Raw genomic sequence first — 13,563 nt, forward strand, 5'->3', positions numbered from 1 at the left:
AACTCTTGATCAAAGCAGCACTTCTGTTAGCGTTCAAATGAATTTGAAAGGAACCAAAATGTCTGATGCGCCGCATAAACTTGTCATTCGTAATATTGGCCTGATGCTGTCGGGCAAGATGGAAGAGCCGATCTATGAGGCAGATTGCATCATCGCAATTGATGGCAAGATCGCTGAATGGGGACGCGAAAAGGACATGGATACCAGCGGCGCGGATACTGAGGTTGACGCAATGGGCGTCACCCTCGCGCCTGGTTTGATCGACAGCCACATCCACCCTGTCGTGGGCGATTACACACCGCGCCAACAGCAGCTTCATTGGATCGACAGCACACTGCACGGCGGTGTGACGACGCTGATTTCGGCAGGTGAAGTGCATATGCCGGGCCGTCCGAAGGATATCGTAGGTCTCAAGGCGATGGCGATTGCGGCGCAGCGTTGGTATGAAAATTTTCGCCCTTCAGGCATGAAAGTGCATGCGGGTGCTCCTGTCATTGAACACGGGATGGTCGAGGAAGACTTCAAAGAGCTTGCAGCGGCAGGTGTCACCCTTTTGGGGGAAGTCGGGCTTGGCACGGTGAAGGACGGTAAAACGGCTCAACAAATGGTGAGCTGGGCACGTAAATATGGTATTCAAAGCACAATCCACACAGGTGGGCCGTCGATTCCGGGCTCGGGTCTGATTGATGCGGATATGGTGATGGAAACCGGCACGGATGTGATTGGTCACATCAACGGTGGCCACTCTGCGCTACCCGATGATCAGATCATTTGTCTCTGCGAAGGGTGCAAGGCCGCGTTTGAAATTGTGCACAACGGCAATGAGCGCGCAGCGGTTTTAACCGTGAACACCGCGCGTGAGTTGGGCAAGTTGGATCAGGTGATCCTTGGCACCGATGGGCCTGCAGGCTCAGGTGTGCAACCCCTTGGTATTTTGCGCATGATTGCAATGCTCTCTGCGTTTGGAAATGTGCCTGCGGAAATTGCGTTCTGCTTTGGCAATGGCAACACATCGCGTCAACGCAAGCTTGACACAGGGCTCATCGAAAAAGGCAAATGCGCTGACTTTGTACTGATGGATCAAGCGCAACATGCGCCAGGCAAAAACATCTTGGAAAGCGTGCAACTGGGCAATTTGCCGGGCGTTGGCATGACTGTCATCGACGGTGTTGTGACATCACAGCGTAGCCGCAATACGCCGCCTGCAAATAGATTGCCGCAAGTCGTTTAAGCGATGTAATTCTCGCCGCGTTGCTTTAAGTGCGAGGGACGCTTTACCTAACTTGCGATAGAAAGTTAACCCAATGGCCGCAGCGCGCGATTACGACTTAACAACAGGTTCCATCGCGAGCCATTTTCGCAAGCTCGCGATCCCCGCTGCTTTGGGCATGTTGTTCACGACGCTCTACAACGTTGTCGATGTCTATTTTGCAGGACAAATCGGCACCGAGTCGCAAGCGGGTCTCGCGATTGGGTTCCAAGCTTTCTTTGTGTTGGTTGCTGTTGCTTTCGGGCTGTCCTCTGCCATGTCTGCGCTTGTCGGCAATGCACGCGGCGCAAAAGACAATCGCGCAGCGCGCCGCTTGGCGGTTCAGGGCCTTGCTTTTGCGACAGTTGCAACGATTGTTTTGATGATTTTCGCGATTTGGTTTGGCCCACGCGCGATTATTCTAATTTCCGAACCCGGCGAATACCGCGACGCTGCCACAGGGTATTTCTACTGGCTTGTCGCAGCCCTTCCGGGCTTCATCCTTGCGTTCTCGGCCAATGGTATTTTGCAAGCGCACGGCGATAGCGTGACGTTGCAACGAGGCCAGATGGTCGCGTTCTTCGCCAATATCGCGCTGAACCCTCTGTTTATCTACGGCATACCCGGTGTGATTGGCGGGATGGGTTTCAATGGCATCGCGCTGGCCACGATCCTGAGCCAAACGGGCGTTATGGTGTGGATCCTTTGGACCGTATCGCGCCTTGAGATCATGCAAGGCGTTGAACCACGACACGTGCGTTTGGAATGGGCAACGGTCAAAGAAATTCTCGCGCAAATGTTACCAACCACCACCGCGATGATGGTGATGTTCGTCTCTGGCTTTGTGGTGCAATATGCGTTGAAAGGCTTCGGCGAAGAGGCAATTGCCGCTTATGGCATCGCGCTTCGTATCGAGCAAATATTGCTTTTGCCAGTCTTGGGCATGACCGGAGCCTTGCTTCCGATTGCAGCACAGAACTACGGCGCGAAAAACCATGCACGCGTGCGTGAAGCAGTTTGGTTCTGTTGGAAACTCGGTTTTGTGATGACCGCACTTGCGGCCCCGATCCTTTGGTTTGGTGGTGGCTTGGCGATGAGCATCTTTACCGATGACACAGACGTTATTCCAATCGGGCAAAGCTATCTGCGCGTAGATGGTTTTCTGTTTCCACTCTACATGATGCTTTTTGCAATCAACTCGCTTTTGCAAGCGTTGAAAAAGCCAGTCTATACGCTCTGGATCAGCCTCTATCGCCAAGGATTTGGTGTGGCCTTTTTCGTCTGGCTTCTGATCGGTGTCTTCGGGATGGATGTCTGGGGCGTTTGGCTTGGCATTGGTGCCGCTGTAAGCACAGGTTGGGCAATTGCGCTTTGGATTACGATCCGCATCGCCAAAGAGAAAATTGGCGGGCTGCGCGGCTAATCTACACTGTTAGTTTTGCGTGAATTTCCTATGCACTCCAAGCTGTTTGATTGACCGACGCCATGTCGCAATGCGAGCGTATGCTTGAGCAAATGCGAGGGTTGGCAGATGAATTCGAAGAAAACGCGCGGCTGGAACAGCTACCTCGATTGGGCCGCTTTGCGCGCGGGCGCTTACAATGCGTCTGCACCTGAGCTTTGGGAGCCTGTTTTTGTGCGCAGTAACGATGCACAGGTCAGCACCACCGATTTCTTTGTAACTGTCGATGCAAGATCCGATTATGCATATGATCCGTTCGAGCAAGCCTACAACGATGAGTACCGCGTAAACGGTGCACCGGTTGAAGCGTTTTTGCTGCGCAAGCATAAAAAGACCAGACCGAGCAACGCATTTGAAACAAGTATTGAAGTCCTTCATGTTGGCGCGCTCAGCCCGCGCAGCGACGTTGTGCGCCCGCCAATGAGCCCATCAAGCCACAGCAACCCTGTTCCCGCAGCGATCGGGATAATTGATGATGGCATTGCTTATTTGCATCCTCGCTTTCAGAAGGGGCTTGGCCAGACGCGCTTTGCAGGCGCATTTTTGCAAACCCTACCTGCGCTGACGAACAGCGGGCTTGAGTTGAGCGGCGCAGATATTAACGGCGATCTCGCGCGGCTTGCCAGCTCGAGCGAAGACGAAATCTACCGTACGCGAAACGCCGGGCTTTATGACCCTCTCACCCGTAACGGAATGCGCCAAGCAGCGACCCATGGCACTTTGATGCTAGATCTCGCGGCTGGCGCTGATCCGCTTGCAAGCGAAGATGCGGCGATGCGTGATGTGCCTTTGCTAATGGTGCAACTGCCGCCGGAAGCGTTTGAAGATACCTCTGGCGTGCGCATGCAAACGCATATCCTTCAGGGTTTGCGCTGGATGATCCACCGCGCTTTTGCTTCCGGTTTGAGCGACGAACTCGTGGTCAACATCAGCCTTGGCATCACAGCTGGTGCGAAAAATGGCAAATCGTTCCTGTCACAGCAGATCAAGCGCGAGATCGAGCGTGTTGCAAACCACTATAATGGCAGTAAAACTTTGGAATTGGTCTTTGCCTACGGCAACGCGTACGACGACGGTTTAATCGCACGCGCAGCTTTGCCCGCGGCGGCGAGTGCGTCGGTTTCCGTCGCGCTGCAACCGGATGATCACACGCCAAGTTTTGTCGAGCTGCGTCTCACGGATCAAAGTGCGGAAACCAAACCAAAACGTATCGAAGTCACCCTCACCGCCCCAGATCGCACAAGTGCGACACGTACATTACGCAAGGGTCGGCATGTAACGTTCTTTGGTACACCAAAAGCACCCATCGCGCGCTTGTATCACACCGCCGCGTGTGAGATCTGGGAGGGCGAGAAGGACCCTGCATTCCTCACACTCGCCTTTGCGCCAACAACCTCCAGAAAAACTGAAGAGGCGCTCGCGGCGAGTGGATTGTGGGCGGTTTCATGCCGCAATGTTTCGAGCGCTGCGATGGATCTAACGCTTCAAGTGCAACGCGATGATAGTCCGTTCGGGCGAAACACAGGCGCACGCCAAGCCTATTTTGATGATGCGCACGCGCGCGCATGGAACCAAGAACTGCACGATTTCTCAGGTCTTGCCCCAACCAGCGCCCTTACCAATGAAGGAAGCAATTCCGCGTTTTCAACAGTTTCCCATGACAATGTGCACACTGTCGGTGCTGCGATTGTCCGCCATCATGAAGTGACACCAGCCCGCTACACGGCGCAGGGCGCGGATTGGTCGGGTAACGTGCCTGATGCAAGTGCAATCGCTGAAACCAGCCTTGCAACGGCTGGGGTGTTGGCGGCGGGCACCTTCGCCACTGGAGCGGTGCGACTAAGCGGAACCAGTGCGGCAGCGGCGAGTTTTACACGCCATCTCGTTCAACCTGCGCAAACGGCACAGGTCTCGGACGATTTTGATCGTTTGGGCACAATGACAGTGCTCACCAATCCATCGATCAAAGGCGAGCGGACCCGCCTTTGATGGTGTAAACTATGCTTTTGTCGTCATCTCGCCGATGGCCGCGCTCCAAACACCTTTGAGCAATTCATCACGTGCGGCGGGCGCTTGTGCAAAACTCACTTCGCTATGCGTGGCAGACGTCAGCAAAGCCGCGAGTTCCGATTGCGTCAGCTCTGGATTTTCACTCGTCGCTGGGGCATCCATTTGATACGTATAGGTACCGCTCGCGCCGCTCAGATAATTCACCAAAGCCTCGCCTAGTGAAATCCCAAGCATCGCACCCGCCATACCATCGTGTGGATAATGAACACCCGCCACGACGCGATTGTCGGCAATGCGCATCGCAATGCGCAGCATCAGATTTCCAAGCTTGTCATCTGTATTGCTCACCGCGTGCATTGAAAACAATGCGGTGTCATCTGTTTGGCGGTAGAGCAGGCCGCTTAAAACAGTCGCAATTGCAAAAGCTTCCGTGGCGTGCCCTGAAGGCCAGCTGCCATGCGTTGGCGTCTCGATGATTGGCATCACCCGCGTGGACAACTGCGAGGGACGCGCCACGTTGAAATTAAATTTCAGCGGAAACTCAATGTAGCCACACAGGCGCACGACAGCGCGAAGTGTTTCCAAAATCCACTCAGAGCGCGAAGGATCAAGCTGCAAAGCGGATGAAAAGAAAGAAGTGATGTCATCAAGCTGCACATCAATTTCACCCATGCGGTCACTGCGCAGGTCAGCATAGGACCTCAGATGCATCAGCTGTCGTTCAAAGAAGGCGCTGTCAGGCGCGCTCATCGAGATCAAAGGTGTTGTCGCGCCACCCGTCTGAGCAAGCTCGGAGCAAAGAACTTGACCACCAGCGGGGCGGAACCGGTAGGACAGGCGGTCATCGATCACGACCTCTTTCGGTATAGAGGACAGCGCTTTGAGCTTTTGAAATTCAGTTGTCGGTAAAGCATTGCTTGGCGTGAGATCAGCCGAGCCATCCCAATACGGCAGCACCCCTTCGCGTGTTGTCAGCAGAGCATCGGCTAATGCGGCTTCATCGACTGGACTTGATCCACGACCGGCTTGTCCTGCGCGTCCTGCCTGACCTGCGCGACCCGCTTGTCCGGCACGTCCCGCCTGGCCCGCGCGCCCTGCCTGCCCTGCTCTACCTGCTTGTCCTGCCAAATGTACCATCAAATCTCTCCCTCAAAATGCTTCGCTTCCTTGCAACCTTTTTGACATCCACTTAACTGTCAACGCGACGCTTTGAAAAGATTGTGGAAACTCGATTTATTAACGCTGACTTTGCGAAAACCACGAATAGACGTAAGCTTGATTTACGTAACTCGAATCTGGATCAAAGCATGACACGTCGCTACTCCGTTACCTATTTTGGAGCCTTTGCTTTGATTGATCCTGATGGTGTCAACGTGACGCCCAAAGGAAGCAAAGCAAAGGGTTTGCTTGCGATGTTGTGCGAAGTCGACGACATGCGTCGCGGACGTCGCTGGCTCGAGGGCCGACTTTGGTCGAGTCGTTCGCCGGTTCAAGCAAGCGGCAGTCTGCGTCAAACTTTGAGTGAAATCAAAATCGCCTTTCGCAACGACCCTCATGTTTTTGACGCGGATCGTTTGGACGTTTGGCTAAATCCGGAGTGCGTTGAAACCGATCTTGACGCGCACGACGCGCATCAAAGCCCAGAGCGCGAGTTACTCGAAGGGCTCGATATTCGCGACGCTGAGTTTCAAAAATGGATAGCTGCGTTTCGTGCGCGCCACAGTCAGAACCCACAAAACAGTTCTGGCCTGCTGACACCTGCGATCAAAAATACTATAAAGATCAAGGCGATACAGACTGAACGCGGATCAACGATAGAGAAGATTGCGAGCAATATTATTGCAGATCAGGTCGCAAAAAACATCGAAGATCGACTAAGTGCTCAAAGGTTCTCTTCCGATGTGCCTGCTTTGGCAAATGCGTCGGCTGATCTCGAAATTCGCTGCAATGTGGCAGAGGATGGTGGTAAACGCATCGTGTTCTTGCAGGTCCATCATGGTGGCGACGGGCGTATTTTGTTTTCGGGACATCGAAACGTTAGCGGTGATTTGGCGGAAGCAATTTCGACCGATATTGTACAAGGGCTTGTCCATTCCGCAGTCACCAAGATCAATCACAGGATGCCAAGTGTTTTTGATCTCAAGCGCCCTGAAGTTGCAGCCGCTGGTTTTACGAGTCTCGGACTGCGAAAACTTGCGCAATTTGATCCCGAAAGCCTGAGTGAAGCACATGGCCACTTTGAGAAGGCACATGACACTGATGCAAATGGTATTTATCTCGCCTGGGGTGCGTTTGCGCGCATGGCGCAGCTTGTCGAAGGTGGAGGCTCTGACAGCGAAGCTTATTTGGAGGAAGTCCAACAGCTGACCTCTGATACATTGCAGAACTCTAGCGATAATGGCCTAGCCGTTGCCCTTGTCGCACTGACACGGATTATGTTGAAAGACGATCTAAACGCGTCAGCTGAGCTCGCTCAACGGGCTATTTTATGGAATGAAAACAATCTTTTCGCTCAGCAAACACTTGCTATTGCGCATAGTGCTGTCGGCGATACAGAGAGGGCTTATCAGATCTCATTGGCTTGCCAAAAAGCCTATCCGAAGGATGATCTTTCGCATCTTTGGGATCTTTATCATTCGCTTGTGTGCATCAGCTCCGGCAGGCTTGACGAAGCGCGAAAAGCCTCGTTGCGTGCTGCAACATCAGCGCCAACTTTCGTCGCGCCACGCCGTCAACTGATCGCCCTTTGTGCCAACGCAGGTGATATGGAGGGCGCGCGCAAGCACTTGCAAGCGATGCGGTCATTGGAGAGTGACTTTTCCCTCGAGCGCTATCTCAATGACGAAGAATACCCGATTGCGTCGCTGCGCAATGCAGGACTGATTATGCCACTCAAACGCGACGACTTTGAGGAATAACTTAATGCAGCGAGTTGATGATAGCTTGCACATCTTTGCGCCGCCAAACCACTTGCAGACGCGGTGCCCCCGCTTGCTTGAGGCGTAGCAAATGTTCGGTCTTGAGGCCTGAAAGACCTGTAAACGCATCAAATAGCGCATCCGCGCCTTCGGCACTGACAGGGATTTGCAACGTCGCGCCTTGGTCTGGGACCAACAGCCAATGCGCGGGCTTTGAGCGGCCATCAAGACTGAGCGCTGCCATTTCAGAGATCGCAACAGCGCCGCCCGTTAGGGGGCCGTAGTAGCGCACTTGGCCTTCTATGACTTGCACAACCCCCTGCCCGCCACCGCGTCCGCGAAATCGACCGCGTTGGATGCCCGTCAGGATCAAAAGAACTGCGAATGTAAGTAAAACAAGCGCTAGAATGCGAAGGATGCCAAAGGCGTTAAAGGCCCAAAACCCGGCAAGCGCAGCAAGAACCACGCCAAGCAAAACTTCGCGCCAGTGCCACAGTGCTGCTTGCGCCTCAGGGCGCACGAAACTCATGTCCAATCCCCCAATGCCGTTTGCCAGACCGTCATCGCAGCAACCGCGGCTGTGTCAGCGCGTAAAATGCGAGGGCCAAGGCTGACCACATGTGCCTGTGGCATCGCATGAAGACGACTGCGCTCAGACGGGGAAAACCCTCCCTCCGGGCCAATCAAAATCGCCCATGGTCCGCGCACCGCAGAAGCGAGCGATGTCGCGACACCAAGCTCTGTTTCATCGCAAAACATGATTTGACGTTCGGCGGGCCAATGATCCAGCATGGCGCTCAGTTTTTTCAGCTCCAAAACCTCGGGTACATATGTCCCGCCACATTGCTCTGCTGCTTCAACGGCGTGTGCTTGCAAGCGCTCTTGTTTGATGCGTTCGGAATTCGTGTAGTCGGTTTGCACGGGGCAAATCTTGGCCGCGCCCATTTCTGCCGCCTTTTCAACGATAAAATCTGTGCGCGTCTTTTTAATCGGTGCAAAGCACAGCCATAGATCAGGTGGCATTTGCAAAGGCTTTGTTTGCTCAGAGCACTCCAACTCGCCTTTGCGCTTACCAGCCACAACAATCTCGCCGCGCCATTCGCCGTCAATTCCGTTGAACAAAGACACCGCATCCCCAACAGCCAGACGCATCACGCCAAAAAGGTAATGCGCTTGGGGCTGCGACAGGGAAACGCGGTTCCCCTTGGCGAGCGGGTGGTCTACAAAAAGGCGAGTTTTAGCAGTCATGGACCCTACATATGCAAGGCGCATCGCAAGAACCAGAGGGCAGTTTCACGATTGCTGACGCGGTCACGGGGAATTGGGTGGATACGGCCGCCCCCAATTGGATGAAGCCTTATCTGCGCCTATCCCGTCTGGATCGCCCCATCGGGACTTGGCTTTTGTTGCTTCCGTGTTGGTGGGCGCTTGGGCTCGCGATGCTTTGGAGCGGTGAGGCAAGTTGGTTTGACGCTTGGATTTTCGTGGGCTGTGCAATTGGCGCGACCTTGATGCGCGGTGCGGGCTGTACGTGGAATGACATCACCGATCGCGATTTTGACGGTGCTGTTGAGCGCACGCGCAATCGCCCCATCCCGTCAGGGCAAGTCAGCGTGAAACAAGCGGTCATCTGGATGGCGCTGCAAACGATTATTTCACTGGGCGTTTTGCTCACCTTCAACTGGGCCGCGATTGGGCTTGGGGTTCTCTCGCTACTACCTGTTTTGGTTTATCCTTTCGCGAAGCGTTTCACATGGTGGCCCCAAGTGTTCCTTGGACTTGCCTTTAACTGGGGTGCGTTACTGGCGTGGACGGCACATAGCGGATCGCTTGGATGGCCTGCGATCACGCTTTATGCGACAGGCATCGCGTGGACGCTGTTCTATGACACGATCTATGCGCATCAAGATACTGAGGATGACGCGTTGATCGGGATCAAAAGCACCGCGCGATTGTTTGGTAATAGTACTCCACAATGGCTGCTCTATTTTCTCGTCGCCAGCGTAGCGCTGTTTTGCTTTGCTGTTGTGCAAAGTGCTGGCGAACGCTCGGTTGCCTCGCTTGTTGTTGCGCTTGCGGCACCTTGGGCGTTTGGCTGGCATCTGAATTGGCAACTGCGCAAGTACAATCCCGAAGATCAGGCCGGATTGATCACGCTTTTCCGCTCCAATCGCGATGCTGGCCTACTGCCTGTGCTGTTTTTCGCCATTGCCATATTGCTGTGATTGAAACCTGATCCGACTGGGCGTATCACGCCTTAGGTCGAATAGTCTGGATGCCAATGCGCTTGTCTTCTTACATCACTGTGATCGCAACATTTCTTGCGGCTGGCTCGCTTTGCATTGTTGCTGCGGGCTTTGCCGTGACGCTGATCGAGGATAACTCGAAAACAGCGGTGCGCCGCGCGCTCGACAAAGAAAGCCTGACTTGGGCCGACGCAGATACCAATGGATTGCAAGTCTTTCTGATTGGCACCGCCCCAAATGAGGCCGAGCGTTTCAAAGCCGTAAGTACTGCTGGCAGCATCGTTGATGCAGCGCGGGTGATTGATCAAACAGAAGTCGCCGATCGCGAAGCCTTTGCACCACCGCGCTTTTCCATCGAGATTTTGCGCAATGACAGTGGGATTTCGCTGATTGGCCTGATCCCTGAAAGCGGTGCGAGCGTTGAGATGCGCGAAGATGTGACGCGTTTGGCAAAAGACGGAAAAGTCAGTGATTTGCTCGAAAGCGCCGCTTACCCTGCTCCGCAAGGTTGGGCCGCTGCGATGGAGCTTGGAATGGACGCTTTGCGTTTTTTACCGCGGTCCAAGATTTCTATTGATGCCGGCAATGTCTCGGTTACTGCGATGTCTGATAGCGAGGAAGAGAAGCGCCGCTTTGAGCAGAGCCTGCGCCGATCCACACCTTCGAGTGTGCGACTTGCAATGAACATTTCCGCACCGCGTCCTGTCATTAGCCCTTTTACTCTGCGCTTTCTTATTGATGAGAACGGCGCGCGCTTTGACGCTTGTAGTGCCGACACTGAAGAAGCACGCGCGCAGATCGATGCTGCCGGGCGCGCCGTTGGTGTAACAGAAGAGCATACGTGTCGCATCGGACTCGGTGTGCCTTCACGTCAATGGTCCTCCGCTGTTGCGCTTTCTATTGATAAACTTGCTGAACTTGGCGGCGGTTCCATCACATTTGCAGATGCTGATATCTCTCTGATTGCCATTGAGGGCACGGATCAAGCTTTGTTCGATCGCGTGGTTGGTGAGTTGGAGACGGGACTTCCTGAAGTATTCGCGTTGAACTCTGTCCTGCCTGTGCCGCAGGACGCGAGCCAAGGTCCACCGGAGTTCATCGTAACACTCAGCCCTGAAGGTCAAGTTCAAATGCGCGGGCGTGTCCTGTCCGAGCTGGCGCGCGAAACCGCCGACAGTTACGCGAAAGCGCGTTTTGGCTCGGCTGATGTATACACCGCTGCGCGTGTTGATGAGACATTGCCGCGCGACTGGTCTGTGCGCACTCTTGCAGCGATTGAGACACTCTCAAAATTGGAAAACGGATCCGTGACAGTGACGCCGGACCGCATTCGCGTCTTTGGCGATACCGGTATCCCAACGGCCAAATCACAGATCGCGCAGCTTTTGGTCGAGAAGCTAGGCGATTCCGCTGATCTCGCAATTGATGTTACCTATAAGAAGAAACTCGATCCGGTGCTTGGATTGCCCACTTCATTGGAATGTGAGCAGCAAATCACTGAAATTCAAACAACCCGAAAGATCGCGTTTGAGCCGGGTTCCGGCAATCTCGATGCCTCTGCCGAGAAAATTCTCGATGATATTGCCGAAATTTTGGCGAAGTGCCCAGAGGACATGCGCATGGAGATCAGCGGCTATACAGACAGCCAAGGTCGCGAGACAATGAACCAGGAATTAAGCCAAGCGCGCGCAAATTCTGTTCTAAGTGCTCTGCGCGAGCGTCGTGTTTTGACGTCGCGCTATACGGCAAAAGGCTACGGCGAAGAAAATCCGATTGGCGACAATGGCACAGAAGCGGGTCGTGAAGCGAACCGCCGCATCGAGTTTAAGGTGATTTTGCCAAAGCCAACACTTGAGACCACAACAACGCTTGAAGCCGCCGCAGAAAGCGCGCAAGACGATGGCGAGCAAACTGGCACTGAAGGAACAACAGATGAGCAGAACTGAGTTCATCATCGCAACTGCGATCATTCTATTCGTTGCCTTTTGCATGGGCTGGTTTGCAAATTGGCTGATCCACCGCTTCACGCGCGTATCGCGCTCTGACGTGGGTGAGCTAGAGCGCATGGCGCAAGAGCTGCACGAAGCCGAAGAAACCCGTGATCAGGCGATCACATACTTGCAAAAGCGCGAAGCAGAGCTGACCAACCAGCTATCTCAAACCGAAGCGGAGCTGAACGCCGCGATGGAAGGGCTGCGCGATGCACGTCATGAGGCCGAAGAGCTACGCGCGTATATAGAGCGCGCGCAGCAAGGTTGATTAGGTTCAGTCTGAAAAGATCTTAAGCTTTTTGAACTGATCCCAAACGATCTGATCACTCCAGTAGTGGCTATGACCTTTTGGTCGAACCTTGTAGTTTTGCGCCCCCACTTTATGGCCCTGCACGCGCGTACCGACAAAATCATCACCGCGATAGATGTTGTACCAATTCTTGAGTGCTGCGTTGCTCTCTGGCGAAAACTGGTAATTCTTCTCGAAATAGTGGCCGTAGATTTGCGTCAGCGGCGACCCCATTGTTACCAGCGTCGGTTTCACAGGCATATCTTTCGCAATCTCTTTCAGCCCTACCGCCGCGATCACAGTACCTTGCGAATGCGTCATGAAAGTAATGCGCGAAATCCGCGCGCGCCCTTCTTGATCCAGCATATGCGCCACAACCTCTTTAAACCGTGCTTGGATTTCATCTGCATAAAAGTAGGCGCTGTTAGAGCCTTTCTGCATCGGATTCGCCCGATGGGTGCGCGTAAGATAGGTGGTCACATCGCGCGCGACACCGACGCCGGAGGCAATGACACTTGAGAAATTCAAAATCAGGAAACCAATGGCAGTGGTCACAAAAAACGCGACTGTCCCTCCCGTTTTGAAGTATGCGTCCCATGCATAGGCCGTGCGGTAAAGATCAGCAAAAAAACCTGTGATCTGCAACTTCTCCGGCTTGCCCAAGGCAAATTCGGCCAACGCCGTGAATGAAGAAAACGCGAAAGCGATGATCCCGATCAGCAACGCAAGGTTCAACCAAGGGTTTAAAATCACCCGTCCGTATTTCTTGTCAATGTCAGAGCTTTCCGTTTCGTGTTTGCTCAATTCATCGCGGACACTGCCACGTTTTTTCGCCACACCGAAGGCAACCACTGCAATGACCAACAATGAAAAAACACCATAAACAATTGTTTGTGTTGCCTCTACGAAGCCGTTTTCCACAATATCCTTGGCGGGCACAACGCCCGCAATCGGAACGTTCTGTATGAACTTCACAGCCATCGCCCAAATCGCGACGGTAATAGTCATCCAAAGGATCAACATTGCAGAGCAAATTGCTAAATAGATTGAACGCTTGTCCCAAAGGTTTTTGCGAAACCCTTTGAGGGAACAAAGCATCAGCAAAATCACGAAGCTCACCGCAACCAACCATGAGAACTGGAGTGCACGCACACCTAGTCCCGTGAAACAGCCGAGGTTTGCAGTTGTTTGCCTGTCATTCACTGGTCCACAGGCAGCAGATAGCCATTCGAGACCATCCAACGGAACGCCCGTCGCAAAAAGGGCCGCAAAGACGACCGTGATCGTTCCGAGAACCGACAAAGCCCGCATAATCATCTTGTCCATATAGGAGCGCGACAACTTAGGTTCAGGACTCATAACCAGAATATGACGGTTGCAGCGAGGGCGATCGCTGAC

General features: G+C 53.7%; 11 protein-coding genes. 7 read left to right on the plus strand and 4 right to left on the minus strand.

Going from position 1 to position 13,563, the window contains the following annotated elements; all coding sequences use genetic code 11:
- The first annotated feature begins 58 nt into the window (after positions 1-58).
- From PFRI_RS15840 to PFRI_RS15850, 3 genes are all read left to right on the plus strand, one after another.
- Positions 59-1,231: an amidohydrolase family protein gene (locus PFRI_RS15840; RefSeq protein ID WP_072631675.1), complete on the plus strand. Its 1,173-nt coding sequence runs from the start codon at positions 59-61 to the stop codon at positions 1,229-1,231.
- Between the two features lie 73 nt (positions 1,232-1,304).
- A complete protein-coding gene (locus tag PFRI_RS15845) occupies positions 1,305-2,672 on the plus strand; it encodes an MATE family efflux transporter (protein WP_072631676.1) in 1,368 nt (455 codons plus the stop codon).
- A gap of 108 nt (positions 2,673-2,780) precedes the next feature.
- The gene (locus tag PFRI_RS15850; RefSeq protein WP_072631677.1) at positions 2,781-4,700 is read left to right on the plus strand and encodes a S8 family serine peptidase; all 1,920 of its coding nucleotides are present in this window, start codon (positions 2,781-2,783) and stop codon (positions 4,698-4,700) included.
- A 9-nt stretch (positions 4,701-4,709) separates the two neighbouring features.
- On the opposite strand, the gene PFRI_RS15855 is transcribed toward PFRI_RS15850, so the two are convergent.
- Positions 4,710-5,858 carry a phosphatase PAP2 family protein gene (locus PFRI_RS15855; RefSeq protein WP_072631678.1) on the minus strand — a complete coding sequence of 383 codons (1,149 nt, stop codon included), beginning with the start codon at positions 5,856-5,858 and terminating at the stop codon, positions 4,710-4,712.
- A gap of 170 nt (positions 5,859-6,028) precedes the next feature.
- Between PFRI_RS15855 and PFRI_RS15860 the strand changes: the two genes are divergently transcribed.
- Complete coding sequence (locus PFRI_RS15860; protein ID WP_139292130.1) at positions 6,029-7,639, plus strand: hypothetical protein; 1,611 nt, start codon at positions 6,029-6,031, stop codon at positions 7,637-7,639.
- A 1-nt stretch (position 7,640) separates the two neighbouring features.
- Here the strand turns inward: PFRI_RS15860 and PFRI_RS15865 are convergent, their stop codons facing one another.
- A complete protein-coding gene (locus PFRI_RS15865) occupies positions 7,641-8,168 on the minus strand; it encodes a hypothetical protein (RefSeq protein ID WP_072631680.1) in 528 nt (175 codons plus the stop codon).
- Positions 8,165-8,887, minus strand: coding sequence for a 16S rRNA (uracil(1498)-N(3))-methyltransferase (locus tag PFRI_RS15870; protein ID WP_072631681.1), 723 nt, complete (start codon positions 8,885-8,887; stop codon positions 8,165-8,167). Before PFRI_RS15870 ends, PFRI_RS15865 begins: the two co-directional genes overlap by 4 nt.
- Positions 8,888-8,898: 11 nt before the next feature.
- On the opposite strand from PFRI_RS15870, the gene ubiA reads away from it, so the two are divergent.
- Genes ubiA through PFRI_RS15885 form a run of 3 tightly spaced genes read left to right on the plus strand, consistent with a single transcriptional unit; the run spans position 8,899 to position 12,144 of the window.
- On the plus strand, positions 8,899-9,864 hold the full coding sequence (ubiA, locus tag PFRI_RS15875; protein ID WP_072631682.1) for a 4-hydroxybenzoate octaprenyltransferase: 966 nt from the start codon (positions 8,899-8,901) through the stop codon (positions 9,862-9,864).
- Between the two features lie 56 nt (positions 9,865-9,920).
- The gene (locus tag PFRI_RS15880) at positions 9,921-11,831 is read left to right on the plus strand and encodes an OmpA family protein (RefSeq protein WP_072631683.1); all 1,911 of its coding nucleotides are present in this window, start codon (positions 9,921-9,923) and stop codon (positions 11,829-11,831) included.
- Positions 11,818-12,144 (plus strand): hypothetical protein, encoded by a 327-nt coding sequence (locus PFRI_RS15885; RefSeq protein ID WP_072631684.1) that lies wholly within the window; start codon positions 11,818-11,820, stop codon positions 12,142-12,144. The genes PFRI_RS15880 and PFRI_RS15885 overlap by 14 nt, the downstream gene beginning before the upstream one ends.
- 6 nt (positions 12,145-12,150) lie before the next feature.
- On the opposite strand, the gene PFRI_RS15890 is transcribed toward PFRI_RS15885, so the two are convergent.
- A partial coding sequence (locus tag PFRI_RS15890) for a hypothetical protein (protein ID WP_217653415.1) occupies positions 12,151-13,563 on the minus strand: 1,413 nt, incomplete at its 5' end.

The organism is Planktotalea frisia, from assembly GCF_001890925.1.
GTDB lineage: Bacteria > Pseudomonadota > Alphaproteobacteria > Rhodobacterales > Rhodobacteraceae > Planktotalea > Planktotalea frisia.

Bases quoted from the DNA above. Each gene is read 5' to 3' on its own strand.
- PFRI_RS15840 (WP_072631675.1), top strand. From the start codon at position 59: ATGTCTGATGCGCCGCATAAACTTGTCATTCGTAATATTGGCCTGATG.
- PFRI_RS15845 (WP_072631676.1), top strand. From the start codon at position 1,305: ATGGCCGCAGCGCGCGATTACGACTTAACAACAGGTTCCATCGCGAGC.
- PFRI_RS15850 (WP_072631677.1), top strand. From the start codon at position 2,781: ATGAATTCGAAGAAAACGCGCGGCTGGAACAGCTACCTCGATTGGGCC.
- PFRI_RS15855 (WP_072631678.1), bottom strand. From the start codon at position 5,858: ATGGTACATTTGGCAGGACAAGCAGGTAGAGCAGGGCAGGCAGGGCGC.
- PFRI_RS15860 (WP_139292130.1), top strand. From the start codon at position 6,029: ATGACACGTCGCTACTCCGTTACCTATTTTGGAGCCTTTGCTTTGATT.
- PFRI_RS15865 (WP_072631680.1), bottom strand. From the start codon at position 8,168: ATGAGTTTCGTGCGCCCTGAGGCGCAAGCAGCACTGTGGCACTGGCGC.
- PFRI_RS15870 (WP_072631681.1), bottom strand. From the start codon at position 8,887: ATGACTGCTAAAACTCGCCTTTTTGTAGACCACCCGCTCGCCAAGGGG.
- ubiA (WP_072631682.1), top strand. From the start codon at position 8,899: ATGCAAGGCGCATCGCAAGAACCAGAGGGCAGTTTCACGATTGCTGAC.
- PFRI_RS15880 (WP_072631683.1), top strand. From the start codon at position 9,921: ATGCGCTTGTCTTCTTACATCACTGTGATCGCAACATTTCTTGCGGCT.
- PFRI_RS15885 (WP_072631684.1), top strand. From the start codon at position 11,818: ATGAGCAGAACTGAGTTCATCATCGCAACTGCGATCATTCTATTCGTT.